The organism is Pseudarthrobacter sp. MEB009 (assembly GCF_030208875.1).
Lineage (GTDB): Bacteria > Actinomycetota > Actinomycetes > Actinomycetales > Micrococcaceae > Arthrobacter.
This window is the reverse complement of the sequence record NZ_JARVTC010000007.1, coordinates 216428-241217: the sequence shown is the minus strand read 5'-3', so window position 1 is coordinate 241217 and position 24790 is coordinate 216428. Positions and strand designations below refer to the sequence as shown.

General features: G+C 65.5%; 23 protein-coding genes. 6 read left to right on the top strand and 17 right to left on the bottom strand.

Annotated elements, in window-relative coordinates; all coding sequences use genetic code 11:
• Positions 1 to 260: 260 nt before the first annotated feature.
• Together QRN07_RS07000 and QRN07_RS06995 are read right to left on the bottom strand one after the other, a co-directional pair.
• On the bottom strand, positions 261 to 2021 hold the full coding sequence (locus QRN07_RS07000) for an ABC transporter family substrate-binding protein (protein ID WP_285240695.1): 1761 nt from the start codon (positions 2019 to 2021) through the stop codon (positions 261 to 263).
• Positions 2022 to 2106: 85 nt separating this feature from the next.
• Entirely contained in the window at positions 2107 to 3723 is a 1617-nt protein-coding gene (locus QRN07_RS06995; protein ID WP_285240694.1) for a cryptochrome/photolyase family protein, read from the bottom strand.
• A gap of 82 nt (positions 3724 to 3805) precedes the next feature.
• Between QRN07_RS06995 and QRN07_RS06990 the strand changes: the two genes are divergently transcribed.
• Positions 3806 to 4843: an LLM class flavin-dependent oxidoreductase gene (locus tag QRN07_RS06990; protein ID WP_050685971.1), complete on the top strand. Its 1038-nt coding sequence runs from the start codon at positions 3806 to 3808 to the stop codon at positions 4841 to 4843.
• 20 nt (positions 4844 to 4863) lie between these two features.
• On the opposite strand, the gene QRN07_RS06985 is transcribed toward QRN07_RS06990, so the two are convergent.
• The 5 genes from QRN07_RS06985 to ychF all read right to left on the bottom strand — a co-directional run bounded on the left by QRN07_RS06985 (position 4864) and on the right by ychF (position 9290).
• Entirely contained in the window at positions 4864 to 5523 is a 660-nt protein-coding gene (locus QRN07_RS06985) for an SDR family NAD(P)-dependent oxidoreductase (RefSeq protein WP_285240693.1), read from the bottom strand.
• A 76-nt stretch (positions 5524 to 5599) separates the two neighbouring features.
• The gene (locus tag QRN07_RS06980; protein ID WP_285240692.1) at positions 5600 to 6124 is read right to left on the bottom strand and encodes a hypothetical protein; all 525 of its coding nucleotides are present in this window, start codon (positions 6122 to 6124) and stop codon (positions 5600 to 5602) included.
• A gap of 993 nt (positions 6125 to 7117) precedes the next feature.
• Positions 7118 to 7534 (bottom strand): hypothetical protein, encoded by a 417-nt coding sequence (locus QRN07_RS06975; protein ID WP_285240691.1) that lies wholly within the window; start codon positions 7532 to 7534, stop codon positions 7118 to 7120.
• A 121-nt stretch (positions 7535 to 7655) separates the two neighbouring features.
• Entirely contained in the window at positions 7656 to 7859 is a 204-nt protein-coding gene (locus tag QRN07_RS06970; RefSeq protein ID WP_157407690.1) for a hypothetical protein, read from the bottom strand.
• A gap of 345 nt (positions 7860 to 8204) precedes the next feature.
• Positions 8205 to 9290, bottom strand: a complete 1086-nt coding sequence (ychF, locus tag QRN07_RS06965) for a redox-regulated ATPase YchF (protein ID WP_050685970.1) — start codon at positions 9288 to 9290, stop codon at positions 8205 to 8207.
• Positions 9291 to 9344: 54 nt separating this feature from the next.
• Between ychF and QRN07_RS06960 the strand changes: the two genes are divergently transcribed.
• A complete protein-coding gene (locus QRN07_RS06960; protein WP_050685855.1) occupies positions 9345 to 10565 on the top strand; it encodes a DNA recombination protein RmuC in 1221 nt (406 codons plus the stop codon).
• A 21-nt stretch (positions 10566 to 10586) separates the two neighbouring features.
• Here QRN07_RS06960 and QRN07_RS06955 read toward each other — a convergent pair whose 3' ends face one another.
• Together QRN07_RS06955 and QRN07_RS06950 are read right to left on the bottom strand one after the other, a co-directional pair.
• A complete protein-coding gene (locus tag QRN07_RS06955; protein WP_050685853.1) occupies positions 10587 to 11666 on the bottom strand; it encodes a 4-hydroxy-3-methylbut-2-enyl diphosphate reductase in 1080 nt (359 codons plus the stop codon).
• 9 nt (positions 11667 to 11675) lie between these two features.
• On the bottom strand, positions 11676 to 12518 hold the full coding sequence (locus QRN07_RS06950) for a hypothetical protein (protein WP_285240690.1): 843 nt from the start codon (positions 12516 to 12518) through the stop codon (positions 11676 to 11678).
• A 163-nt stretch (positions 12519 to 12681) separates the two neighbouring features.
• Here QRN07_RS06950 and xseA point away from each other — a divergent pair, with 163 nt between their 5' ends.
• Entirely contained in the window at positions 12682 to 14022 is a 1341-nt protein-coding gene (gene xseA, locus QRN07_RS06945; protein ID WP_285240689.1) for an exodeoxyribonuclease VII large subunit, read from the top strand.
• Positions 14015 to 14236, top strand: coding sequence for an exodeoxyribonuclease VII small subunit (locus QRN07_RS06940; protein WP_050685847.1), 222 nt, complete (start codon positions 14015 to 14017; stop codon positions 14234 to 14236). The genes xseA and QRN07_RS06940 overlap by 8 nt, the downstream gene beginning before the upstream one ends.
• 18 nt (positions 14237 to 14254) lie before the next feature.
• Here the strand turns inward: QRN07_RS06940 and QRN07_RS06935 are convergent, their stop codons facing one another.
• The 6 genes from QRN07_RS06935 to QRN07_RS06910 form a co-directional block, all read right to left on the bottom strand.
• The gene (locus QRN07_RS06935) at positions 14255 to 15109 is read right to left on the bottom strand and encodes a polyphosphate kinase 2 family protein (protein ID WP_285240688.1); all 855 of its coding nucleotides are present in this window, start codon (positions 15107 to 15109) and stop codon (positions 14255 to 14257) included.
• A 51-nt stretch (positions 15110 to 15160) separates the two neighbouring features.
• Positions 15161 to 16381 carry a pyridoxal phosphate-dependent aminotransferase gene (locus tag QRN07_RS06930; RefSeq protein ID WP_050685843.1) on the bottom strand — a complete coding sequence of 407 codons (1221 nt, stop codon included), beginning with the start codon at positions 16379 to 16381 and terminating at the stop codon, positions 15161 to 15163.
• A 150-nt stretch (positions 16382 to 16531) separates the two neighbouring features.
• Positions 16532 to 17485: an ABC transporter substrate-binding protein gene (locus tag QRN07_RS06925; protein WP_050685842.1), complete on the bottom strand. Its 954-nt coding sequence runs from the start codon at positions 17483 to 17485 to the stop codon at positions 16532 to 16534.
• Positions 17482 to 18228 carry an ABC transporter permease gene (locus QRN07_RS06920; protein ID WP_050685840.1) on the bottom strand — a complete coding sequence of 249 codons (747 nt, stop codon included), beginning with the start codon at positions 18226 to 18228 and terminating at the stop codon, positions 17482 to 17484. Before QRN07_RS06920 ends, QRN07_RS06925 begins: the two co-directional genes overlap by 4 nt.
• The gene (locus tag QRN07_RS06915) at positions 18225 to 18995 is read right to left on the bottom strand and encodes an ABC transporter permease (RefSeq protein ID WP_285240687.1); all 771 of its coding nucleotides are present in this window, start codon (positions 18993 to 18995) and stop codon (positions 18225 to 18227) included. Before QRN07_RS06915 ends, QRN07_RS06920 begins: the two co-directional genes overlap by 4 nt.
• The gene (locus QRN07_RS06910) at positions 18995 to 20095 is read right to left on the bottom strand and encodes an ABC transporter ATP-binding protein (protein WP_050685837.1); all 1101 of its coding nucleotides are present in this window, start codon (positions 20093 to 20095) and stop codon (positions 18995 to 18997) included. The genes QRN07_RS06915 and QRN07_RS06910 overlap by 1 nt, the downstream gene beginning before the upstream one ends.
• Before the next feature lie 251 nt (positions 20096 to 20346).
• Between QRN07_RS06910 and QRN07_RS06905 the strand changes: the two genes are divergently transcribed.
• Complete coding sequence (locus tag QRN07_RS06905) at positions 20347 to 21369, top strand: pirin family protein (RefSeq protein WP_285240686.1); 1023 nt, start codon at positions 20347 to 20349, stop codon at positions 21367 to 21369.
• Positions 21370 to 21378: 9 nt separating this feature from the next.
• Here the strand turns inward: QRN07_RS06905 and QRN07_RS06900 are convergent, their stop codons facing one another.
• Together QRN07_RS06900 and QRN07_RS06895 are read right to left on the bottom strand one after the other, a co-directional pair.
• Positions 21379 to 22329, bottom strand: coding sequence for an N-acetylglucosamine kinase (locus tag QRN07_RS06900; RefSeq protein WP_502934782.1), 951 nt, complete (start codon positions 22327 to 22329; stop codon positions 21379 to 21381).
• A 54-nt stretch (positions 22330 to 22383) separates the two neighbouring features.
• A complete protein-coding gene (locus QRN07_RS06895; protein WP_050685833.1) occupies positions 22384 to 23376 on the bottom strand; it encodes a LysR substrate-binding domain-containing protein in 993 nt (330 codons plus the stop codon).
• A gap of 120 nt (positions 23377 to 23496) precedes the next feature.
• Between QRN07_RS06895 and QRN07_RS06890 the strand changes: the two genes are divergently transcribed.
• Complete coding sequence (locus QRN07_RS06890) at positions 23497 to 24744, top strand: MFS transporter (protein ID WP_285240685.1); 1248 nt, start codon at positions 23497 to 23499, stop codon at positions 24742 to 24744.
• The last annotated feature ends 46 nt before the right edge of the window (positions 24745 to 24790 follow it).

The window sequence follows — 24790 nt, the reverse complement described above, 5'->3', positions numbered from 1 at the left end:
CTTGTGTTTCCCCGCAGGCCGGGCACAGCTGTCCGCTGTGACGGGGCCTACATATACGAGTAGCCTAACCGCTTGAAGTCCAAATACTGGTACTCCGTTGCCAAACCGTAACCGGCGCCGTTCGCCGCGCTAGTCGGTAAACGGAAGTTGTGCAAGTCACATGCTACTCGCGGGTAGTGGCAGCTGTGAAATCGGGAGTGGAACCGCTCCCAGCCGCAGTCCGCCGACGCCACTTTGTGCAGCAGCCGATCAGGACGCGGCTACGCCAGCCGCCATTCCCAGACATTCCACCAGACGCCCAGCGGCCCGGCGCTGGATTTCACACCGGTGATCCGCGGCCCCACGGCGGTGGCCCCGACTGTCTGGTACAGCGGGAGGCCGTAGGCGTTCTCCCACAGCCGTTTGTCCACGGCGACCAGGAGATCATCCTGTTTGCCCAGGTCCGTGGTGCCGGAGAGCTCCGCCATGGCTTTATCCGCAGCGTCATCGGAGAACCCGTTGAAGTTGCTCCCCGCCCCGGTCCGGAAAATCTGCGGCACGCGGCTGACTCCGGCGCCGGTTCCGATCCACCCGAGGAGCGTGGCGTCGTGGTTGCTGCTGCCCAGGGACCTGGTCCAGTCGGCGTTTCCTTCGCCGGCGTCCACCACGGTGAAGCCGGCAAGCTTCGCGGAGTCACGGATCAACCCAAATGACTCCGCCCGGTTGGAGTTGTCGCGGTTGAACAGAATGCGGATGGTGGGCGTTTTGCCGGCCAACAGCTTTTTGGCGCCGTCGATGTCCACGTCCGCATAGGCTTCCGAACCGTTGTTCTTGACGGTGTCGCCGTATTTCGGCTGCCCGGGAAGGAACACGTGGGAATCCAGTGGTTTGGCATCCGGAAGCAGGTCCCCCACCACGGCCTCAACGATGGCTTCCCGGGGAACTGTCTTCAGGAACGCTTCGCGGACTTCCCGGGCGGCAAACGGCCCGGTGAAGTTCAGGTCGAGGTGGTCATAGCCGGACTGGCTGTACCTTTCCACCGTGACCCCTTGCGAGGTCAGGCCGGCGAAAATGGCCTCATTCCCGGCGGAGGGCTGCGGCGCGATGATGTCCGCCTGGCCGTTCCGGAGGGCGTCGACAGCTGCGGGGAAACTCGCGGTGAACCGGACGTTGATCTCGTCGAGCCGGGGTTCCTGGCCCCAGACGTAGTCCCGGTTCCGCACCAGTTTCATGGAGACGTCCGGCACGATGTCCTGGACGATGAAGGGGCCGCTGGAGAGGTAGAGCGAGGGGTCATCGGGGATGGCCGAAGTATTGAACCCGGAGTTCCAGAAATCCGCCACCTTTTTCAGGTCGGCGTTGACTGCCGGCTTTTCCGGGTTGCCGCGCGGTGATTCCTCGAGGAGTTTGACCAAGGCGTCCTCGTCGCTGAGGCCGCCCTTGGCCGCGACCACATGCGCCGGCAGGCCGACGTCGAACGCCACCTCCCAGTCGGCGTAAGGCTGGGTGTACTCCAGCGTGATGGACCGGCCGTCATCGCCGAGTTCGGGGAGAACCGTGCCCGCGAGGCCGCCGGTGTCCGCGGCCGAATCGAAGTACGTGGTGCCGGTACCGAGGGCCGGATCCTCGTCGTCGAAGTATCCTGACCCGGCCGCCCACGCAAGGAGAAGGTCCCCGGCGTCGATGGCCTCGCCGTCGGACCATTTGACGCCTTCGTTGACCGTGTAGCGGACCTTGAACGGCTGGTCGGAGATCTTTTCGTAGCTGCCGAATTTGTCATTCCGCACCACCCGGGCCGTTTGGTCCAGGAAATGGAAGCCGGAGTGCGTGACGGCGCCGATCTTGGAATTGATATCGGTGTTGCCGTCAGCGCTGAAGGGGTTGAACGAGGTGAAGGCGTTTACCTCCGCCACGGTGGCAATGCCGCCGGTTTTGGTTTCCCCCACCACTACCGGTGCGCTGCCGCCGCCCTGGCAACCGGACAGAACCAGGACGGCTGCCAATGCCGCGGCGATGAGCCGCATCAGATGCCTGACAGGCATGGAGCCTCCTTGTGTTGTCCTCCCGGGAAGGGGGACCTGCCATCAGCACGTCACGCCCTCTAAACAGGATAAGCCGTCTGCCTGGTCATGGCCGGTGCTGCGGCGGGCTCAGCAACCGCGTCGCCGCGCCGTCGGGATTCTGCAGCAGGGCATCCGCACGACGGCGGTGCTCCCGCCGCTTCCCATCCTCCATGCCGTCGAGCAGGGACACCACCATCTTGGCGCGGTGGTTCCGTTCGAAGACGGGCCGGTGGTCCTCGACGAAGGCCCAGTACAGGCCGTCCCAGTCCGGCATCCAGTCACCGGCGGGCAGGTCCGACATTTTCTTCAGGTAGTTGCTGCCGGACACATAGGGTTTGGTGGTGATGTCGGCACCTGCAGCGAACTGGCTCATGGCGTAAACGTTGGGCACCATGACCCAGTCATAGGCGTCGATGAACAGTTCCATGAACCACTCGTAGGCGTCGTCGGGGTGTATCCGCAGCAAGGACATCGCGTTGCCCAGTACCATCAGCCGTTCAATGTGGTGGGCGTATCCGGTGGCCAGTACACGGGAGATGACCAGGTCCACAGGCGCCAGGCCCGTGGTTCCATCCCACCACCCCTCCCCCAGCCCGTTCCTGTGGTTGAGCCCGTTGGCGCTCCGCATCTGGCTGCCGCGCGTGCGGTACGTGGCGCGTATGTATTCCCGCCACCCGATCACCTGCCGGATAAAGCCCTCGAGGGATGCCAGCGGGGTGGATTGGTCCGCGCCGTCCAGGACCGCCTGGACAACTTCCCGGGGGTCGAGCAGCCCGATGTTGAGCGCCGGGGTCAGCAGAGCGTGGTTGATGAACGGATGCTCGCGGGAAATCGCATCCTCGTACGGCCCGAAGTCCGCCAGCCGTTCAGTGATGAACTCCTGGAGGTGCCGGCGGGCTTCGTCGGCGCTGGTGGGCCAGGCGAACAGGTGCGGGTCGCCCGGGGCCGCCGGGAATTCCTTCGCAACCCATTCAATCGCCCGTACGACGTCGGGCGAAGGCTCCCCGGGCTGGTCGCCTTTTGCCTCGCCAGGGTAAGCCGTCAGGCTTTCGAGGTCAAAGGTTCCCTGTTGCTGCGGGTCGGAATGGCGGGCGAAGAGGCCTACTGTGGGCGGCACATAGCCGCGCGGAAGCTTCTTCCGGTTCTCGGCATCGAACGACCACTTCCCGCCCACAGGATCCCCGTTCTGGACCAGGACGTCCAGCCGGCGGCGCTGCCAGACGTAGAAGTCGTGCATGCGGGCCGGGTTATCGGCGAACCAGGAATCGATCCGGCTGCGGTCCGTCAGGAAGTTGGGCGTCTCCAGGACGTCGTCGGCACGCATCCGGTAGCCGGCGTCCCCGAGGCCCGCCACCAGGTCCTTTTCCAGCCAGTCGTCCACAACATCGAACCAGGTCACCTTCGCCGGATGGCGGTGCCGGATGAATTCCGCGAGCTGCGCCCGCGACGAGCGGTTGGCGGAGCTCTCCAAAACAGCCACGTCATGCCCCTGATCCCGCAGCCTGCGGGCGAACCGGGCCATGGAAGCACGGTGCAGGACCAGTTTGTGCGAATGGAACGAGTACTGGCGGAAGAGCAGGTCGTGCTCGATCAGCACAAACACTGTCCCGTCGGCCTCGTCGAGGTGCTGGTCAAAAAGCTGATGGGGCAGGACGAGGCGGAGGTGGAGGCCGGATGTCATGACGTAACGATAATGCGAACTGCCTCCATCTGGAGCGAATACTGTGGGGATCAGCCCACTGCAGAACTTCCCGGAGGACACCGTGCCCGACTCCCCACGCCCGCTGCGCAAACTGGGTTTCCTGACCATTGGCCTGTTTGATCCTGCGGATCCGGCCGCCGGGCACGAGAGCACGCTGCAGGTCATCGAACTGGGTGAGCGGCTGGGGTTCGACAGTGCCTGGCTGCGCCACCGGCACCTCCAATACGGGATCTCCTCCCCCATCGCTGTCATGGCCGCTGCCAGCCAGCGCACCTCCCGGATTGAACTTGGTACCGCGGTGACGCCTTTGGGGTGGGAGAACCCGCTGCGACTGGCTGAGGACCTGGCCACGGTGGACCTGCTGTCCGGCGGCCGCATCAATCCGGGCGTCAGTGTTGGGGAACCGATGCAGTGGGACACCGTGAGGCAGGAGCTGTACCCGGATTCCGCGGACGTGGAGGATTTCGGTTACACCCGCGTGGACCGGCTGGGACGGATGATTGCCGGCGAACCCGTCAGGGAGTTCAGCGGCAAGCAGGGCGTGGTGGAGGAGTTCTCCAACCGCGTTGAACCGCACTCCAAGGGACTGCGGGGCCGGCTCTGGTACGGCGCTGCCAGCCGGAAGTCTGCCGTGTGGGCCGGGGAAAACGGGTTCAACCTGCTCTCCAGCAGCGTCATTTTTCCCGGTGAGGGCGAGGCCCCGGACTTTGCCCGGATCCAGCAGTCCCAGATCAGGGCCTTCCGCGCAGCGGCGGGAGCCCGTCAGCACGCGCCTGCACGCGTCTCACAGGGTCTGGTGGTCATCCCTACCGACTCCGCTTCCCCCGGCCAGCGTGCCAAGTACCAGCGGTACGTCGACGAGCGGACGCCCCGCACCGCCGTGCCACAGGGGCCGAAACGGATGATGTTCGCGCCGGACCTCATCGGGACCAGCAGCGAGATTGCGGAGCAGCTGCAGGCGCACGCGGGTTACCAGGAAGTTGACGAGGTGGCGTTCGCCCTGCCGTTCAGCTTCGACCATGAGGACTACGTACAGATCCTCACGGACATCGCCACCGGCCTGGGCCCGGCGCTGGGATGGCACCCGGCGGCGCACTGACCGCCGGGTTCACCTCCCCGCTAGGAATGGAACGCGGCGCTGGGCAGATCCTTCTCGCCGTCGACGATAGCTGTGATGATCCGTCCTGCCACGAAGTCCGGATCCAGTGCCGCTCCAAACCCTGGCGCCGACCCGGCGATCGGGTGTTCGGACAGGGCTGTGCCGGTGTGGCCTGGCCTGGCATCCACGATCCGGATGCCTGCCCGGCGATACTCGCGCGCCGCCGCGACAACGAAGGCGCCGAGAGCCGCCTTCGACGCGGAATATGCGGCGAGGCCGGCTACGGGTGACTCAGCAACCACGCCACTCAGGGTTAGAACAAAAGGCTCCCGGCCCGCACGCGCCGAATCCGCTAGGTGCGGCTGGCTCGAGGCAATGAGCTGGATCGCACTGGTCACGTTCACCGCGAAGAGCTCGTCCACCGTGTCCGCGGAAATCTCCGATGCGGCGCCAAAGGCAACCACCCCCGACGCGATGACCAGCCCATCCAGGCGTCCGTGCTCGGCGAGCGTGGCGTCGAGCACCCTCCGGATCGTGCCAGGCACCCGCAGATCATCCCCGCCGGTCCTCGACGACCTGGCAACGACGGCCCCGCCAACCTCCAGCCCGGCGGCTATCCTCGAACCGAGCCCGCCAGTGGCTCCAACCACCAAAACAACCGCACCCTCAAGATCCGTCATTGCTCGAGCCTAGGCCACGCGCGGCGGGAAAGGACGATAAGCCGGAACTGCACTTAGGCTCCGTCGAACGGCGGCGTCACCGGATCGTGTAGGCGAATCCGCGCCCGTCTGAGGCCGCAACACGGACAAAGTCCTTCGCTTTGTTCAGGTACGCGGTCGCGTAGGCCACTTCAGATTCCAACTCCTCACCGGGCGGGTAGGTCCCCATCAGGAGTGCTTCCATGTGGCGTTCGTTGACCGTCGCCAGATCCCGGGCGATCAATGCGACGTCGTGGGGCGGGAGTACCCGCACCCATGCCCGCCATGAGAAGCCACCGTCACCGTAGGTCACCTGCCCTTCAAACATCCGGTAGGCCGCCCTGGCCGCAGCGCCGGAAAAGCGTGGAGCAGTGAGCCGCTGCAGGTGGGGCCAGGCTTTGTCGAGGTTCAGGAAGTCCCGCTCGGGCAGGGATTGCCTGAAATCTGTGACGCCCCGCTGGAAGCCAGGTTGCAGACCCCACGCGTCTGCGAGCGGATCCACTCCAATCACCGTGAGCGGGTCGGCGAGCGCCTTCTCCGTCTGATTGCTGTCGAACGCATATGCGTAGTATCTGATTCCCATACGACGATCCTGAGCCCCAAAGCCCACCTTCGTTCGTTGGTATTTTCCAACTGTGGATAACTTGGGCCCAAGGATGCTACGGCAGGCCTCAAATTCTTGCTTCCGATCCAGCCCTTTCTGCAATTCATCCCCTATCTGGCGGAACCATGCAGCGGAGCGATGTTCTCCAATGTCGTCCCAGGCCCCTGACAGCTTCGACAGCAGCATGACCCCTCACGCAGTCGGATACTTTTCATGGGCACTCCCATCGATTCCCTTGATCACCACGGTGCTGCCATCCTTTGCGCACTGCACGGTCACGGACTTCGGGCGGGAACTGCTTGGGCATAATCACTATCTTTCTCACAGAAGATAGCGGCATCAACCCCTGGACGGTTCAGGGCTTTCTTTTTACATGTACCGCAGCTCCGTTATCGCCTGCATTCCATCATTTGACGTTCACGGCGGGATCACACTGAAACACGGGCGGGTTTTGCATCAAAAGGTCCAACGAGCAGCGACTCTCTTGGCCATCGAACACGACGACGACATAACCGGGCTCTCTCGGTCGCCGCGGAGCATGAGCGATAAGGAGAACCTCTCCGTCCCTGGACTCCACCTTGGCTGTGACCTCCGCAGCGACCCTGGGCCGGTCAACCAGGTAGTTGTGGGCCAGTCCCACTCCCAGCACCAGCAGAACGATGACCGCGAACACGATGGGTACCCGCCGCTCCAACATCTTCCTACGCTGCAGCCGGCGCTTTCTCGGACGGCCTGCAGCCCCGTCAGCTCGACTCGTCATGCTCGCGTCAGCTGGTTGTGTTTATGGCTTTGGCCGATGCGTTGGAAGCTGTAGCCGGTGACGGCCGCGATGTCTTCGTGGGTATAGTCCCTAGCTTTCAAGGCGCGGGCCACTCTGCACCGCGTCGCGCCCCACAATGCCAAGCATGTCTTTGAGTACTTGCTTGTTGTCCTCGCTTTGGAGGCGATGAGGTTGTGGTTGTTCATGAGGATCTAAAAATCCCCACCTGGGTAGACGCCCTCGGGCAAGGTGAAGCACGCAGATCCTGATGCGATACGGATTTCGTTTGGGGACAATCCTTCGGAGACGATGTAATTCTCCCCTGGAGCAGGCGGGTCGATTTGGATTCTATAGTTTTCATCTACATTCCTATCGACAGATACTTTGGCTCCGTTCGCCCGGTAATGGGCTTCGATGGCTCCCACGATGGGCTCTAATTCGGTTCCTTCGGCGACCGTGACCGTCGTTGAAGCGTTCCAGTTGTGTTGGGTCTTGTTGCAGGACAGAAGCACGCCCTTCTTCTTCTGATCAATCGAGATAACAGCATCTTTTGGGATCAGTGCGGCGATCTCTAATTGCATGGCTTGTGTGTGGGCTTTAGCTTCCTGCCAGGTCAGTTCAGCTTTCATCGGTTCCTCCTGTGTTTGAGCAGCAATTGGCACAGTTGGCTCGGTCGAACTCGTGTTTCCGCCACAACCGCAAGCCCTATCAGACCCACCAGCAATAACGTCATGGCACCGCTCCGCGCCCTCATCTAGTCACAATTCCAAGCATGTCTTCAAGCGCTTTCATGTTGTCCTGGCTGTTGGAGGCGATGAGGCTGTGGTTGTTCATGAGGATGTTCCCTTCTTCGACGGTGTCAATCGCGCCGTCCATTTTGTCGTCCTCAGGTCCTCGGTAGGAGTGCTGTTCGAACTCATCGCGATAAATCGGGTTGTTTCCATCCCACACCATCCCTTTATTCGTGATGAGGTTGGTAACTCCCTGCCCATGGACGAGCAGATCATAGTAAAAAAGATTCGAATATTCCGTATTTGGCTGTGGTTTCCAGTCCGGGAGCATGCCGGCCCGGCGAGGGAGATCACTTTGTCGTACCGGGCTCCGGCGACCTCGGAGCTGGTGACGTTCGCCAGGCCCCAGCTGTGCCCGATGCCGGTCTGTTAGGCACCGTTCAGGTAGGGGTCAGTGCGCATCCCGGTCTCGAAGGAGATCCTAGGTCACGTGCTGCAGGTAGCCCAGCACCAACAGAGACGGCCCCACATGCGGAAGCATGCGGGGCCGTCTCAAAATTCTGTGGGATCAGACGTTGAAGCGGAACTCCACCACGTCGCCGTCGGCCATGATGTATTCCTTGCCTTCAATCCTGACCTTGCCGCGGGACTTCGCTTCGGCCATGGAACCAGCGGCCACGAGGTCGTCAAAGGAAACCACTTCGGCCTTGATGAAGCCGCGCTGGAAGTCGGAGTGGATCACGCCGGCAGCCTGCGGGGCGGTGTCGCCCTGGTGGATGGTCCAGGCACGTGATTCCTTCGGTCCTGCCGTGAGGTAGGTCTGCAGGCCCAGGGTATGGAAGCCGACGCGGGCCAGCTGGTCCAGGCCGGATTCGTCCTGGCCGTTCATCTCCAGCATTTCGCGGGCTTCCTCCTCGTCCAGTTCCACGAGGTCGGATTCCAGCTTGGCATCGAGGAAGATGGCGTCCGCGGGGGCCACCATAGCGCGCAGTTCGTCCTGCTTCTCCGGGCTGCCCAGGATGCCTTCGTCAGAGTTAAAGACGTAAATGAAGGGCTTGGCCGTCAGCAGGCCGAGCTCCCTGAGGTGCTCCATCTCCAGCTTGTCGCTCTTGATGGAGGAGAACACGGTGTCGCCGCGTTCCAGCACTACCTGCGCCGCCTTGATGGCAGCGAGCTCAGCGGCTTCCCGCTTTTTGATTTTGACTTCTTTTTCGATCCGCGGGATGGCGTTTTCGATGGTCTGGAGGTCGGCCAGGATCAGCTCGGTGTTGATGGTTTCCATGTCCGAGCGCGGATCCACCTTGCCGTCAACGTGGATGACGTCAGGGTCATCGAACACGCGGACCACCTGGGCGATGGCCTCCGCCTCGCGGATGTTGGCCAGAAACTTGTTACCCAGGCCTTCGCCCTCGGACGCACCCTTCACAATGCCGGCGATGTCAACGAAGGACACCGGCGCCGGGAGCAGCCGCTGGGAACCGAAGATCTCGGCGAGCTTCTGCAGCCGCGGATCAGGCAGGTTCACGACGCCGACATTGGGTTCGATGGTGGCGAACGGGTAGTTCGCCGCCAGGACCTGGTTGCGGGTGAGCGCGTTGAAGAGAGTTGATTTGCCGACGTTGGGCAGTCCGACGATGCCAATAGTTAGAGCCACGAGCATAGATTCTACCTGCCGCAAATTGTCGGAGCCCCATGCAACAGTAAGGACATGGATGCATTTGCCCTGATTCTGGCCTTGTTCACGTTGCTGCTGGGCGTCTTCGCTGGCGCCGCCGCCGTCTTTTTGGCGCTTCGGAAGAAGTCCCGTGGGCTGGAGGAGGACTTCGATGCCGTCTCGTCCCGGCTTTCGGAGGTGAGCGCCAGGTTCGCAGCGGCCGACGCCGAGCGGCGGCTTTTGGCGGCACAGAACCGGGAGCTCGGCGAGGCCAGGTCGCAGGACGGCAGTGTGCTCCGCGCCCTGGCGCCGGTGGCGGAGAAGCTCACCGCTGTCCAGCAGCAGGTGGCGCTGCTGGAGCGGGACCGGGTGGAACAGTACGGCCAGCTGGCCCAGCAGCTGCAGGAGGCGCGGCTCTCGGATGAACAGCTGATCCGGTCCACCCACGCCCTCGAATCGGCATTGCGGTCCAACAGTGCACGCGGCCAATGGGGCGAGGTGCAGCTGCGCCGCGTGGTGGAAGCCTCCGGCATGCTCCGCCACGTTGATTTTGTGGAGCAGCTCCACAGCACCGGCGGCGAGTCCGGCGTCCGCCCGGACCTGGTGGTCCAGCTGCCCGGCCAGAAGCAGCTTGTGGTGGACGCCAAGGTGCCGCTGTCCTCCTACCTGGAAGCCCAGGAGCTCGGCACTGCGGACACCCGTCCCGCCGGCCTTCCGTCCGCCATGGAACGCCGCAACCAGCAGTCCCTGCTTGTGGCGCACGCCAAAGCGCTCCGGGCGCACGTGGACGCGCTGGGCAACAAAAAGTACTGGGATATTCCCGGCAATTCACCGGAACTGGTGATCTGCTTCCTGCCCGCCGAATCGATTCTTGCCGCAGCCCTGAACGCGGACCCGGAGCTCCTGGACCATGCGCTGTCCCGCAACGTGGTGCTGGCTTCCCCCAGCACGCTGCTTGCGGTCCTGAAATCCGTCGCGTTCACGTGGCGCCAGGACGTCCTCACGGACAGTGCCCGCGAGCTGTTTGAGCTGGCCAGCCAGCTGTACGACCGGATGGGGACGCTCGGTGAGAACGTCACCAAGCTGGGCGCCTCGCTGAAGTCCTCAGTGGACCGTTACAACTCGATGGTGGGGACCCTCGAGGCCCGGGTCCTGCCCACTGCACGCAAACTCAACTCGCTGGACGCCGCCGGGCTGGCGGCACCGCCCGCCATCGAGGTAACACCCCGGGCAGTGGCGGCGCCGGAACTGCAACGCGACGAAGAAGCGGCGTAAGCCAGGGCAGCGCAGGCGAGGTCAGTCGCGTGCCTTGCGCCCGCCCAGGGCGCGGGTCACGTCGCCGGCCTGCTTGAGGGTGGCCCGGAGTTCCTTGGGCAGCGAGAACAGCAGGTCTTCCTCAGCGGTGACCACTTCTTCAACGCTGCCGTAGCCATAGTCGGCCAGCAGGCGCAGCACGTCCTGGACCAGGACTTCCGGGACCGACGCCCCTGAGGTCACGCCTACGGTGGCAACACCCTCAAACCAGGCTTCGTCGACTTCGTTGGCAAAGTCCACCCGGTAGGAGGCCTTGGCGCCGTACTCGAGGGCCACCTCCACCAGCCGGACCGAGTTCGAGGAGTTGGCGGATCCCACCACAATGACCAGCTCTGCCTGCGGCGAGATCTTTTTGATCGCCACCTGTCGGTTGGTGGTGGCGTAGCAGATGTCGTCGCTGGGCGGATCCTGCAGCGTGGGGAAGCGGGCCTTGAGCAGCCGGACGGTTTCCATGGTTTCGTCCACGCTCAATGTGGTCTGGGAGAGCCAGATGACCTTTTCGGGATCCCTGACGGTTACCTGGTCCACTTCGTGCGGGCCGTTAATGATCTGGATGTGGTCCGGTGCTTCCCCGGCCGTACCTTCGACTTCCTCGTGGCCGTCGTGGCCGATCAGCAGGATGTCAAAATCGTCTTTGGCGAACCTGACGGCTTCTTTGTGCACCTTGGTCACCAGCGGGCAGGTGGCGTCGATGGTGCGCAAACCGCGTTGCTCGGCGGATTCCACTACGGCCGGCGAGACACCGTGGGCTGAGAAGATCACCAGCGCACCTTCGGGGACCTCGTCCGTTTCGTCAACGAAGATGGCACCCTTCTCCTCAAGGGAGCTCACCACGTGGACATTGTGCACAATCTGTTTGCGGACATAAACGGGCGGGCCGTAATGCTCCAGCGCCTTCTCCACTGCAATCACCGCGCGGTCCACGCCGGCGCAGTAGCCGCGCGGGGCTGCCAGCAGCACCCTCTTCGCCCCGGAAACGGGGGCTGCGGCTGCTACTTCCTCGGGCGAGCGGCGCCTACGCGGAATGGTTGGCATCGAAAGGGAAACAGCGGTGGAGGTCATTTCCCCATGCTACCGGTTTGGCTGTGCCCGCCGCCTCGAGGAGACCCCCGCCACAACCCCTGCCAGCAGGAGCACTCCCCCGACGACGGCGGTAACCCCGGCCCAGCTTTGGAAGCTTGCGGCTGCGGCCGGAACGAATTCGTCCCGGAACAGGTTTCCCAGGTCGTTGCCGGTGTCCGTGCCGAGCGCCATGGCTGATCCAGCCCCGGTCCCGACGGCCCACAATCCCGCGAGCAGCAAGGCGCCCACCCCCGCAGCGGCCAGCACTGTCCATTTACGCCGCGCTGCCACCAGGGCCAGCAGCAGCGCAACGGCCGAGCCAATCGCCAAAAGGTATGCAACCGGTGCAAACGTAGCCAGCCGTTCAGTCAGTTCCTTCTGCTGCGGCTGGCCCACGCTGATAAGCGTCTCGGTGGGTGGCGCCAGCGGGATGCCGATGGCGCGGGACACCTCGCCGGTGGCAAGGGACACCAGCGGCGCCACATCGAGCGTCAGCGTTGACGGGGTGCCGGCATCCGGACCGGAGACGGCAAAGCTCAGCCGGTGGCTTTTGCGCAGGGTTTCCTCCCACGCCGCCGGGTAGCCGGGAAGGGACGTCAGCGACGTGGCCGCATCCGCAAGGACCGGCTTCACCAGTTCGGACACAATGCCCGGGACGGCGCTGGTATCGATGGTTCCGACGGCGGCGGCGGCCAGCCGCTGCTGGAATTCGGCGTTGGTTCCCAGGGGAGCCGCCAAACCAACAAAGCCTTCCTCCTGGACGATGGTGCGTTCCAGCCAGATGGCCGGGACGGCCACGGCAGCCAGCAGCACGGCCAGCAGCGTGGCAACGGCGGAAACAAAAGTGCGCACAACAGGTCCTTCAGGGTCGACAGCGGTCAAACCATCCTAGGCAACGATTCTGACCGGCCGCTGTCAGACCCCGGTGATAGAGGTTATGGATAAGGTTGGTTGACCGCCGCACAAGAGATGAAGGACCCCATGTCCCCCGTTCCAGCCCCGTACGGACAGCCGCATGTCTGAGCAGGCAGCCCTGCCGGGCAACGCGCCTACCACCTTGCCTGCCACGGCCGCGGAAACCAGTCCTGATAATCCCTGGCCGCTCCAGCTGTTGTCGCAGAAGCTGAAAGCCCACATTGACCGGACCCCGTCCGCCTGGGTTGAGGGACAGGTCATCGAGCTGAACAGGCGCGGCACCAACGCCTACCTGACGCTGCGGGACGTCAACGCGGAAGTGTCCCTGCCGGCGTCGGTGTGGACCAAGGTGCTGGAACGCCAGGACCTGCCGCTTGAGCGGGGCTCCCGGGTGGTGGCCCTCCTGAAGCCGGAGTTCTGGATCAAGACCGGACGGCTGAACATGCTGGTCCGCGACATCCGGCCGGTGGGCCTGGGTGATCTCCTGGCCCGGATCGAGCGGCTTCGCCAGGCCCTCTCCGCTGAGGGCCTGTTTGCGGATTCGCGCAAGAAGCCCCTTCCACTGCTGCCCCACAGGATCGGCCTGATCACCGGGCGGGATTCCGACGCCAAGAAAGACGTCCTGCGCAACGCGGCCCTCAGGTGGCCTGCCGTCGAATTCGAGATCCGCGAGGTGGCGGTGCAGGGCAATACGGCCGTTTCGCAAGTGATCCGGGCGCTGCGTGAACTCGATGAACGCCCCGACGTGGATGTGATCGTGATTGCCCGCGGCGGTGGTGCCTTGGAGGACCTGCTGCCGTTTAACAGTGAGGAACTGGTGCGGGCCGTCGCTGCGGCGCTCACGCCGGTGGTCAGCGCCATTGGCCACGAAGCCGACCGGCCGCTCCTTGATGACGTGGCAGACCTCCGGGCTTCCACCCCCACGGACGCCGCCAAGCGCATCGTGCCGGATGTTTCCGAGGAACTCGCGGGAGTCCGCCAGGCCCGCGAGCAGCTTCGGCGCTGCATGGACCGGCTGGTGGACCGGGAGACGGACCGGCTCACCGCGTTGCAGTCCAGGCCTGTCCTCGCGGCGCCGGAAGGCCTGGTGACAGTCCGGGAGGAAGAGTTGGAACGGTTGCTGCGGCGGTCAGCGGCCGCCGTCAACTCCTCCGTGGTCCGCGCCGCAGACCAACTCCAGCACCTCAAGGCCCAGGTGCGTGCGCTGTCGCCGCAGAAGACCCTGGACCGTGGCTATGCCGTCGTCGAACTTGCCAGGGCCGGCGCCGTCCCGGGTACGGCCGCCGGACACGCAGTGGTGCGCCACCCGGCGGAGGCGCCGGCTGGGGCCCCGCTGTCCATCCGGGTGGCGGAAGGCCGGTTTGGCGCCACCTCCACCGGCAGCGGTGGCACCGTCGAAACAGAAGAGGACAACGTGGAAGCAGGAGCAGCACATGAGTGAGCAGCAAATGGCAGGGGCCGACGTCAGCGGGCTGAGTTACGAGGAAGCCCGCGAGCAGCTGGTGGCCGTGGTGTCACGGCTGGAGGCCGGCGGCGCCAGCCTTGAGGAATCCCTGGGCCTCTGGGAACGCGGCGAAGCGTTGGCACAGCGGTGCGAGGAATGGCTCGAGGGCGCCCGGAAGCGGCTGGCAGCGGCCCGGGACCAGCCGCTCTAAGGCCATCCCCTTAGCCGGTCAGGACCTGGCCACCAGTTTCCGCTCGGCCGCCACATCGAACTCTGCCTTGGGCCATTCGAGGTTAAGTCCGGTCAGGGCACCGAGCAGCAGGTGCTGCACGGCGATCCGGGCGTACCATTTTTTGTTGGCCGGGACCACGTGCCAGGGTGCGCCGGGCGTGTTGGTCGCGTCGATGGCGGCCTGGTAGGCGGCCATGTAGTCCGGCCAGAAGGCCCGTTCGTCCAGGTCGCCGCGGCTGTATTTCCAGTGCTTCTCGGGTGTGTCCAACCGCGCCAGCAGCCGTTTCTTCTGCTCGTCAGCACTGATGTGCAGCATCACCTTGACCACTTTGGTGCCGGCGTCCGCCAGCCGGGACTCGAATTCGTTGATGGCCGCGTACCGCCGCTTGATCTCCTCCGGGGCTGCCCAGCCGTGGACCCGGTGGATCAGGACGTCCTCGTAGTGGGACCGGTCAAAGACCCCCACCATGCCGGCCGCGGGAACCTCCTTTTCGATCCGCCACAGGAAGTCGTACTGTTTCTCTTCCTCGGTGGGGGCTTTGAAGGCCTTGAACTGGACCCCCTGCGGATTCATGGCTGCCATGACGTGGCTGACAATTCCGCCCTTGCCGGCGGTGTCCATGGCCTGCAGGATCAACAGGACGCGCCGGCCACCGCCGAAACGGGACTCGGCGAACAGCTTTTCCTGCAGTTCGCCCAGATCGTCGTCCTGGCCGGCCAGCAGCGCCTTGCCGCTGTCCTTGTTGCCCGGGTACCCGGGAGTGGAGTCAGGATCCACCTCCGCCAGCGAGAATTTTTTCCCCGCCCGCAGGGTCTGGGCGGGGTCCTGTTCGAAGCCGACCACAGTGGTCATGGCGAATCCTTCCGGCGAAGTTCACGGGCCTGAACAGCCCGTGAACTCAGGCTAGTTCCCCTTGTACCTGCTGAGGAAGTCCCCCATCCGGCCGATCGCTTCCTCGATGTCCTTGACGTTGGGCAGCGTGACCATGCGGAAGTGGTCGGGGCGCACCCAGTTGAACGCCCGCCCGTGGGACACCAGGATTTTCTCCTCCCGCAGCAGGTCAAGGACAAACTTCTCGTCGTCCCGGATGTGGAACGCCTCCGGGTCCAGCCGGGGGAACAGGTACAGGGCCCCGCGGGCCTGCTGCGTGCTCACGCCGGGAATGGCGTTGAGCATGTCGTACGCCTTGTTCCGCTGCTCCAAAAGCCGGCCGCCGGGCAGGATGAGGTCGTTGATGCTCTGGTAACCGCCCAGCGCCGTCTGGATGGCGTGCTGGGCGGGAACATTGGCACAGAGCCGCATGTTGGCGAGCAGGCTGATGCCTTCGAGATAATCGGCGGCGTCCTTCTTCGGCCCGGAGATGGCCATCCAGCCGGCCCGGTAGCCGCAAACCCGGTACGCCTTGGACAGTCCGCTGAAGGTCAGGCACAGGACATCGTCGCCGGTGAGCTTGGCCATGTTTACGTGGACGGCATCCTCATACAGGATCTTCTCGTAGATCTCATCGGCAAAGAGCACCAGGCCATGCTTTTCCGCCAGCGCCACGATCTTTTTCAGCGTCTCTTCGGGATAGACGGCGCCGGTGGGATTGTTTGGGTTGATCACCACAATGCCCTTGGTCCGCGGGGTGATCTTGGCTTCCAGGTCCTCAAGGTCCGGCTGCCAGCCCGAGTCCTCATCGCACAGGTAGTGGACGGGTTTGCCGCCGGCCAGCGCAACGGAAGCGGTCCACAGCGGGTAGTCCGGGGTGGGGATCAGGACTTCGTCAGCATCGTCCAGCAGCGCCATCAGGGACATGGTGATGAGTTCGCTGACGCCGTTGCCCAGGTAGATATCGTCCACGTGGATGTTCTGGATGCCGCGGGTCTGGTAATACTGCGACACGGCGGTGCGGGCGGAAAAGATGCCCCGTGAATCGCTGTAGCCCTGCGCGTGGGGAAGGTGGCGGATCATGTCCACCAGGATGGCGTCCGGCGCTTCGAACCCGAAGGGTGCCGGGTTTCCAATGTTCAGTTTGAGGATCCGGTGACCCTCCGCTTCCATTTGCTGGGCGGCCTGAAGAATGGGTCCACGGATGTCGTAGAGCACGTTGTGAAGCTTGGTGGACTGCCTGAATTCTGCCATTCCTCAAATATGCCACAGGCAGGATGTTTTCCCGTTGAGACCTCGCCCACACAAAAGCGGCGGCTGCCGGACCAGGTCCGGCAGCCGCCGTCGTGCGTTCAGGCCTGCCAGGGCGGGGATCAACTCCCCCGGCAACCGGCCGCCGCATCCTTACTTGAGGATGCCCTTGTCCTTCAGCCAGCCCTCGGCCGCGTCCTTGGCTGCCTGCTTCTGGCTGCCGCTGACTGCACGGTTGAGGTTGATCAGGTCCTCGGTGGTGAGGACACTGGAGACGGATTTCAGGGCTTCTTTTGCCTTGTCGGTCATCTTGGCTTCGTTGAAGAGCGGGATGACCTGCTGGGCGATGAAGTTGTCCTTCGGGTCCTCCAGGACCACCAGGTCGTTATCGGCAATGGACGGCGTGGTGGTGTAGATGTCGGCAACCTGGACCTGGTCATCCAGCAGTGCCTTCAACGTCACGGGTCCGCCGCCGTCGCTGAACGGTTCCAGCTTCTTGGGCTCGCAGTTGTAGTTCTTCTTCAGGCCGGGCAGGCCGTAGGCGCGCTCCGCGAACGTGGCGGGGGCACCCACCACAATTTCGCTGCACACCTTGGCCAGGTCCTCGATGGACTTGAGCTGGTACTTCTCGGCCGTGGCCTTGGTGACCACCAGCGCGTCCTTGTCTTCAGCCTTGGAGGCGTCCCCGACGGCCAGGCCATCCGGGAGCTTGTCCGGGAGCGCCCCGAGGATGTCTTCCGCGGAAACCTCCGCGGCTGCTTTGTCCACGTGCAGGAGCAGGTTGCCGGTGTAGTCCGGAACGATGTCCACCGAGCCGTCCTGGACCGCTTTGAAGTAAACCTCGCGGGAGCCGATGTTTGGCTTCGTGGTGGCGGTGATGCCTGCGGCCGTCAGGGCACCGGCGTACAGCTCGGCGATGATCTGGCTTTCCGGGAAGTCGGCGGAACCGACCACCAGGGCAGTGTTCCCGTCCGAGGAACCACCGGTGGCCGGTGCGTTGCTGAGCGGATCGGACGAGCCACAGGCTGACAGTGCCATGGCCAGGCCGACGCCGGCGGCCAGGCCGCTGAACGCCCGCCTGCCGAGGCGTGAACGGCTTTCATTCATGATTTTCCTCCTAGTACCACAGGCTCCGCGGGGGCGGGTTCTGTGAGATCGACCGCAGCCGGCTGGCTGTGGGGGGACTGCTTTGAGGCGCCTGGGGTCAGGAACAGCCTCTGGATCAGGGACAGGACAAGGTCGACGGCGATGGCCAGCACCGCGATCAGGAGCGAACCGCCCAGCATCTGCGGGAAGTCGCTGAGGACAAGGCCGTCGAAAAGGTACCGGCCGAGGCCACCGAGGTTGATGTAGGCAACCACGGACACTGTGGCGATGACCTGCAGGACGCCGGTCCGGAACCCACCGAACATAACGGTGAGGGCGTTGGGGAGTTCGGCGCGGAACAGCACCTGGAGCTCCGTCATCCCCATGGCGCGTGCCGCGTCCACAACATTCCGGTCAACGCTGGAGATCCCTGCGTAGGTGCCGGCCAGGAGCGGGGGCACGGTGAGGATGACCAGGGCCCAGACCGGCGGCATCAGGCCGATGCCGGCCAGGAGGACAAAGAGGGTCAGCAGTCCCAGCGTGGGCAGCGCGCGCAATGCACCGGCGATGGCCACCACCGCCACCCTGCCGCGGCCGGTGTGGCCAACGTACAGGCCGATGGGGACGGCGATCGCGGTGGCGATCAGCATGACCAGCCCCGTGTACTGGAGGTGTTCCACCAGCCGGGTGGGGATGCCGGCGCTGCCGGTCCAGTGCAGCGGGTCGGTGAGCCAGGCGAATGTGTCGGCAAAGACGTTGCTCATGCGTTCCCCCCTCCGGTCTTCGGCTGCGCCAGCCGCCGGGCGGCCCCGGCTGTTCCGGCCGCAGCCGGGATCCCGCCGTCGGAGTCGTTCGAGGTGTTGTGTTCCGGGGCAGGTTCCTGTCCGCCGCGCTGATTGCCGGCCCGCACCCACGGCGTCATAACTCGTTCCAGCACCACCAGGAGGGCATCCATCAACAGGGCAAGGATAAGGATGGCCACGATGCCCACCACGATTTCCGTGATGAAGTCCCGTTGCAGTCCGGACGTGAAGAGCATGCCAAGGTTTCCGATGCCCAGGAGGGCCGCCACGCTGACCAGCGAAATGTTGCTGACCGAAACCACGCGAAGGCCGGCGAACATCACAGGAAGGGACAGCGGCAGGTCCACCTGGAGGAAACGGGCCAACGGCTTGTAGCCCATGGCCACGGCAGCCTGGCTGACGCCGTCGTCCACGGAGTCGAAGGCGTCCAGGGCAGCGCGGACCAGCAGCGCCACCGCGTAGACCGTCAGCGCCACCACAACGTTGAGCGGATCAAGGATCCGGGTGCCCAGGATTGTGGGCAGGATGATGAAGAGCGCCAGGGACGGCACCGTGTAGAGCAGGGACGATGCGGTGAGGACCACCGAGCGGAGGGCCCGGTTCTGCCGCGCCAGCTGGGCCAGCGGGATCGCGATGACCAGCCCCGCAAGCATGGGGATGAGGGCCAGGACCAGGTGCTGGCCGGCCCGTTCCAGCACCATGCCGCTGTTGGCAAGGAACCATTCCATCAGAGCGCAGCCTGCCGCAGCTGGCGTGCTTCCTCGATGAGGGCCAGGACTTCGCCGCCCCGGACCACACCCTGGACCTGGCCTTCCTGGTCCACGGCGACGCCCAGGCCCGACGGGGACGAAAGCGCGGCATCAAGTGCACGGCGGAGGCTGTCGCCCGGGCGGAACAGTGAACCGCCCGGAATAAGTGCGGTGTCCGTGCCGGGAATGGCCCAGCCCAACGGACGCATTCCCGAGTCCACTACGAGTTGCCAGCCTCCGGTGGCGGCCGGGTCCGACCGGTGGCTGTCCCCTTCGCGGATGATGGTGGGCACCGGGTGGATGCTGACGCCGTCGGACGGGGTGAAGCCAAGGTGGCGGAAGCCGCGGTCCCGGCCAACAAACGAGGCGACGAAATCGTTGGCGGGGGCCCGCAGGATCTCTTCCGGGGTGGCGTACTGGGCGAGTTTTCCGCCTACCGCAAACACCGCGACCTGGTCGCCCAGGATGGTGGCTTCGTCAATGTCGTGGGTGACAAACACAATGGTTTTAGCCAGGTCCTTCTGCAGCCGCAGCAGTTCCTGCTGGAGTTCGTCACGGACCACAGGATCCACGGCGCTGAAGGGCTCATCCATCAGCAGCACCGGCGGGTCTGCGGCCAGCGCACGCGCCACGCCAACGCGCTGCTGCTGGCCGCCGGAAAGCTGTGAAGGGTACCGCTTGGCCAGGGGCCGGGCCAGGCCCACCACGTCCAGCAGTTCCTCGGCGCGTTTCCGCGCGGCGGCCTTGGATACCCCGTTAAGGCGCGGCACGGTGGCGATGTTGTCCAGCACCGAACGGTGCGGCAGCAGCCCCGCGGACTGCATCACGTAGCCCATGGAGCGGCGGAGTTCGGCAGCGGGCACGGACGTCACATCCCTGCCATCAACGGTGATGACACCGGACGTGGGTTCCACCATCCGGTTGATCATGCGCAGGGACGTTGTTTTGCCGCAGCCGGACGGACCGACAAAAACGGTGATGGACCCCTTGGCTACTGCCATGGTCAGTCCCGCCACGGCCGCCTGCCCGCCCTGGTACTGCTTGGTGACGCTCTTGAACTCGATCATTGCCTGGTCCATGGTGCGGACTTACCTGTTCTGTTCTGTTGACGGCATCCGTGGTGCCGGGACATGGTCATCAGCACACTGATAGTTACGGTAACCCAATCCTTGGCCGTGAACACCCGCCAAGGATCGGATTGGGGCAAAAGGAATCCTTCTGTAACCATTCGGAACCTGAATCCTGCCGGATGGGTGGACCGGAGGCCAGGAATTCCGGGCCGCCCAAGGGGCCGCTGGGCCGCCCGGCCGGCGCGGCCTAAAGTGGGAGGGTGACGAATCTGGAAGTATCCCCGCAGCAGGAAGTCTGTCCGCCGGCACCCAGCGGGGAGGGCCCGGGGCCCTGCCTGCAGCTGTGGCCCGAGCGGGAAGTTCCGCTGGGCGGGGTGCGGGCCATGAACGTCCGCCGGACGCTGCCGCAGCGGGGACTGCCCACCATTGGCGCCTGGTGCTTCCTGGACAGTTTCGGGCCGGATCGGACGGCGATGTCCGTGCTCCCCCACCCCCATATCGGCCTGCAGACCGTGACCTGGCCGCTGGCCGGGACCATCCGGCACCGGGACAGCGTGGGCAGCGACGTGGTGGTCCGGCCCGGGGAATTGAACATCATGACGGCAGGCCACGGGGTATCCCACTCGGAGTTCGCCGTCCTTCCCGACGGCGGTGGGGAGTTGCCGCTGCAGCGGGGGCTTCAGCTCTGGGTGGCGCTGCCGGACGCCGAGCGGCACCGCCGCCCGGCTTTCGAACAGCACCGCAACCTGCCGCAGGCCTTGGCACCCGGCTACACCGCAACCGTGTTCGTGGGCGAGCTGGCCGGCGTGGCCTCGCCCGCAACGATGTTTTCGCCGATCGTGGGCGCCGACGTGGTCTGCGAGGGGGCATCGGTCCTGCCCCTGGATCCGGGATTCGAGCACGGCATCCTGGTGCTCGACGGCGGCCTGACGGTGGACGGGCAGGACATCCCGCCGGGACCGCTGGGCTACCTGGGCGCCGGCCGTTCCGACCTGCACCTCACGGCACTTCCCGGCACCCGGTTCCTCCTGATCGGCGGCGAACCTTTCGGCGAGGAACTGCTGATGTGGTGGAACTTTGTGGGCCGCACCCACGACGAAGTGGAGCAGGCCCGCGACGAGTGGGAAGCCCAGGCGGCGCTGGCGGATTCCGAGAATGCAGCGGCCCGGTACGGGCTGGTCCCCGGCCATGGTCCGGACGCGGGGGCCGAGTCCGGACGGATTCCGGCGCCGCCGATGCCCGGCGTCCGCCTGACGCCCCGGCGCCGTTCCATCCAGGGCTAAAGTTCCCCGTCAGGCTGGCCCGGCCACCAGGTCCAGTACCCCGAACACGGGTTCCTGGTCCAGGACGCGAACCTCGGTGACGCCCGCAGCCGCTAAATGGCCGCGGAATGCCTCCTGCAGGGCCGGCACATTCATGCCCAGCCCGCCGCCGAGGATGACGGGCCCTTCAAGCCCGAGCTGGCGGAGTACCTGCAGCGCCAGTCCGGCCAGGTCCGCTCCGGCCTGTTCCAGCAGGGCCTGGCTGGGGGCATGGCCTGTGGCTGCGGCGGCGACAACGTGGCGTGCCTGCTGGGCCCAGAACCGGCGGCCGGTGGCCGGGTCGTGGAACAGGGCAATCAGGCGGTTGGGGTCCGCCACGCCGCAGCCGGCGAGGAGGGCTGTGGTGAGGGAATCCGGGGCAAGTCCCTTGTTCATCTGCGTCAGGCTGTACCTGACGGCCTCGCGGCCCAGCCAGTACCCGCTGCCTTCATCGCCCAAAAGGTAACCCCAGCCGCCGGCCCGGGCCTCGCCGCCGTCGGCGTTCCTTCCCCAGGCAGCCGAGCCGGTCCCGGCAATGACCGCCACACCGGTGCTGGCGTGGCCGGCGGCAAGCAGCAGCCGCGAGTCGTGGACCACCGTGACCCGGGCCCCCGGCACGTGCGGCGCGATCAGGGCGGCGAGCGCCGCGGCGTCGTCTTCGGTGTCGATCCCGCCGGAGCCTGCGTACACCGTTGCTACCGGGCCGCCGCCGATTTTCGCGAAGAGTTCAGCGAGGTTCCGGGCCGCGTCTTCCCGGCTGACATTCTGCACGTTGGAGCTGCCCGCGGATTCGTCAGCCACCGGGACGCCGTCTTCGAACCGGATGCCGTGGGTCTTGGTGCCGCCGATGTCCAGCCCGATGATGATGCCGTTCAGGGCACCGGGGGTGTGGCTTTCGGTGGGGGCAGCTGGCGGGACGGGGGTTTTTTCGGTGTAAGTCACGCCACAAGGTTACTGGCAGCAGGACTGCCGGGCATGCGGCTGGCGGCGGCGGCGTCATGTTCCCGGCGGCTCCGGTAATGCGTAACCGCCGGCCAGCCCGGCCAGCAGTTCCTGCCCCCGGCTGAGCACCATCTCCCGGAAGAGCCGCACGGAGACGGGCTCGGACCCAGGCTTCCCGCGACGCCAGCTCACACCCACCTCCCGGAATGCGAGCCGGGACGTCAGCGGCACTTCAACCCATCCCAGGTTTCCTGTTGCTGCCCTCAGTTCCCGGCCCGGGGCGTCGCCACCGGGGGGCAGGATACTGACCCCCAGCCCTGCCGCCACCAGGCCCCGGACGGTATGGGAATCCTGGCTTTCGAAAGCGATCCGGGGCCGGCACCCTGCCTCCTTGAACAGGGCGTCGGTGAGCGAACGCAGGCCATAACCGGGCCCGAGTGCAACAAACGGGTCGGTGCGGACCTCGGCAACGCCGGCACTGCGCCGGCCGGCCAGCCGGTGGCTGTGGTGGACCACCAAACGGAGCGGCTCGCGGTACAGGGGGATGGAGTCCAGGTTCATGCCGGCAGGTGCCACCGGGGCCGTCAGGGCCAGGTCCGACTGGCCGGCGGCCAGTTCCTCCAGGCAGGCACTGCGGGCCCCCTGGCTGAGGGTGAAGACTGCGGCGGGATGGCTGCTTCGGAAGGCACTGATCAGCAGTGGCAGGGCAGCTTCGCCGAAGGTGTGCTGGAAGGAGACGGCGATTTTTCCGCGGGCCACGTCGGATTCGGTGCGCACCAGGTCAAGTCCCGCCTGGAAGCCGGACAGCGCCTGGTCGATGTACGGCAACAGGGTCTGCGCTGCGGGGGTCAGGCGCACTCCCCTGCCGTCCCGGACCACCAGCTCAGCGCCAACCACGGCACTGGCCCGGGCCACGGCCCGGCTCACCGTGGACTGCGGGACGCCGAGGATCTCGGCCGTGGCCGTGATGTGCCCCGTCCGTCCCAGTTCCGCCAGGACCGGCAACAGTGGGAGGAGCTGGACCAGGTGCTTGAGTTCGGGTTCCACGTTGCTGCCGGGCCTTTCCTGCCGGGACCCGGGCGCCCCGGATAATTCATCTGTATTTGCGATTATTTTGGCACAAAGCATGCATTGGAGCGATATGACGGCCGGGGCTACGCTTACGGAATGTCCAGCCCCGACCCCTTCCCCGGCAGCGAGCCGGAACCGCTCCGGTGGAATGGCCACCCGAAAGGTTCGGCGGCATACACGCGGATCCTCGCCGGCCTCTCCTTCGCCGGCGTGGCCACCTTCGCCCAGCTGTACTCCACCCAGGCCGTCCTGCCGCTGCTGGCAGCCGACCTGAAGATCACGGCCGCGGAGGCCGCCCTCACGATCTCCCTGGCCACCGTGGGCCTGGCCGTTACGGTGATCCCATGGTCGTTCCTGGCCGACCGGATCGGCCGGGTGAAGGCCATGACCTGGGGCATCTCCATCGCCACGGTCCTGGGCCTGCTGGTGCCGCTGGCCAGCAGCTTCGGCATGCTCCTTGGCCTGCGGCTCCTGGAGGGCATGGCACTGGGGGGCATCCCGGCCATTGCCATCGCCTACCTCAACGAGGAAGTCACCCGGGCGCATGCTGCCGTCGCAGCGGGCAGCTACGTTGCCGGCACCACGCTGGGCGGGTTGGCCGGCAGGCTGGTGGCCGGACCCGCCGGGGAACTGTGGGGCTGGCGCGCGGCGGCCCTCTCAGTTTCGATCCTGGCCACGCTGGCCGCCGTCGCCTTCCTGCTCCTGGTCCCCAGGGCGCAAGGCTTCGTGGCCGCGCAGGCGTCAGGGCTTCGCGGCGCCGTGGCGACACTGGCCAGGCATCTGCGGAACATCCGGCTCCTGGCACTCTACGTGCAGGCCTTCCTGATGATGGGCGGCTTTGTGGCTGTCTACAACTATCTGGGGTTCCGGCTCTCCGGGGCACCGTTCGGCTTGCCGGCCACCGTTATCAGCCTGATCTTCCTGGCCTACCTGTCCGGGACGTTCACGTCCCGCTGGGCCGCAGGCCTGACGTTGCGGTTTGGCCGCCGGACCATCCTGCTGGCGGGCCTGGCCCTTGCCGTGGCTGGCCTGGCCCTGACCCTCACCCCGTCCCTGCCCGTGATCCTGGCCGGACTGGTGGTGTTCACCGGCGGCTTTTTTGCCGCGCACAGCATCGGCGCCGGCTGGACCGGAGCCATCGCCAGCACAGGAAGGGCCCAGGCGGCGTCACTGTACAACCTGGCGTACTACCTCGGGTCCAGCGTGCTGGGGTGGGCCGGGGGCCTGCTGTTCCAGTCCTTCGGCTGGTCCGCCCTCGCGGGGGCCGTGATGGCCCTTGCGGTCCTCACCGCGGCGACTGTCGCCGTCGTCCATCCCCGCGACCCACTGGCCGCAACGAATTAACCCGCGCCGCATCCCGGCCTTTCGTTGCAGATGTTCGGCGGCGCAC

What these genes read in the sequence shown, in the direction of transcription:
- QRN07_RS06955 (WP_050685853.1), bottom strand. Translation starts at nt 11,666, where the DNA reads ATGACCTCCACCGCTGTTTCCCTTTCGATGCCAACCATTCCGCGTAGG.
- QRN07_RS06935 (WP_285240688.1), bottom strand. Translation starts at nt 15,109, where the DNA reads ATGACCACTGTGGTCGGCTTCGAACAGGACCCCGCCCAGACCCTGCGG.
- QRN07_RS06940 (WP_050685847.1), top strand. Translation starts at nt 14,015, where the DNA reads ATGAGTGAGCAGCAAATGGCAGGGGCCGACGTCAGCGGGCTGAGTTAC.
- QRN07_RS06930 (WP_050685843.1), bottom strand. Translation starts at nt 16,381, where the DNA reads ATGGCAGAATTCAGGCAGTCCACCAAGCTTCACAACGTGCTCTACGAC.
- QRN07_RS06975 (WP_285240691.1), bottom strand. Translation starts at nt 7,534, where the DNA reads ATGAAAGCTGAACTGACCTGGCAGGAAGCTAAAGCCCACACACAAGCC.
- QRN07_RS06970 (WP_157407690.1), bottom strand. Translation starts at nt 7,859, where the DNA reads ATGGTGTGGGATGGAAACAACCCGATTTATCGCGATGAGTTCGAACAG.
- QRN07_RS06995 (WP_285240694.1), bottom strand. Translation starts at nt 3,723, where the DNA reads ATGACATCCGGCCTCCACCTCCGCCTCGTCCTGCCCCATCAGCTTTTT.
- QRN07_RS06910 (WP_050685837.1), bottom strand. Translation starts at nt 20,095, where the DNA reads ATGGACCAGGCAATGATCGAGTTCAAGAGCGTCACCAAGCAGTACCAG.
- QRN07_RS06920 (WP_050685840.1), bottom strand. Translation starts at nt 18,228, where the DNA reads ATGAGCAACGTCTTTGCCGACACATTCGCCTGGCTCACCGACCCGCTG.
- QRN07_RS06925 (WP_050685842.1), bottom strand. Translation starts at nt 17,485, where the DNA reads ATGAATGAAAGCCGTTCACGCCTCGGCAGGCGGGCGTTCAGCGGCCTG.
- QRN07_RS06985 (WP_285240693.1), bottom strand. Translation starts at nt 5,523, where the DNA reads ATGACGGATCTTGAGGGTGCGGTTGTTTTGGTGGTTGGAGCCACTGGC.
- QRN07_RS06915 (WP_285240687.1), bottom strand. Translation starts at nt 18,995, where the DNA reads ATGGAATGGTTCCTTGCCAACAGCGGCATGGTGCTGGAACGGGCCGGC.
- QRN07_RS06980 (WP_285240692.1), bottom strand. Translation starts at nt 6,124, where the DNA reads ATGGGAATCAGATACTACGCATATGCGTTCGACAGCAATCAGACGGAG.
- xseA (WP_285240689.1), top strand. Translation starts at nt 12,682, where the DNA reads ATGTCTGAGCAGGCAGCCCTGCCGGGCAACGCGCCTACCACCTTGCCT.
- QRN07_RS06890 (WP_285240685.1), top strand. Translation starts at nt 23,497, where the DNA reads ATGTCCAGCCCCGACCCCTTCCCCGGCAGCGAGCCGGAACCGCTCCGG.
- QRN07_RS07000 (WP_285240695.1), bottom strand. Translation starts at nt 2,021, where the DNA reads ATGCCTGTCAGGCATCTGATGCGGCTCATCGCCGCGGCATTGGCAGCC.
- QRN07_RS06960 (WP_050685855.1), top strand. Translation starts at nt 9,345, where the DNA reads ATGGATGCATTTGCCCTGATTCTGGCCTTGTTCACGTTGCTGCTGGGC.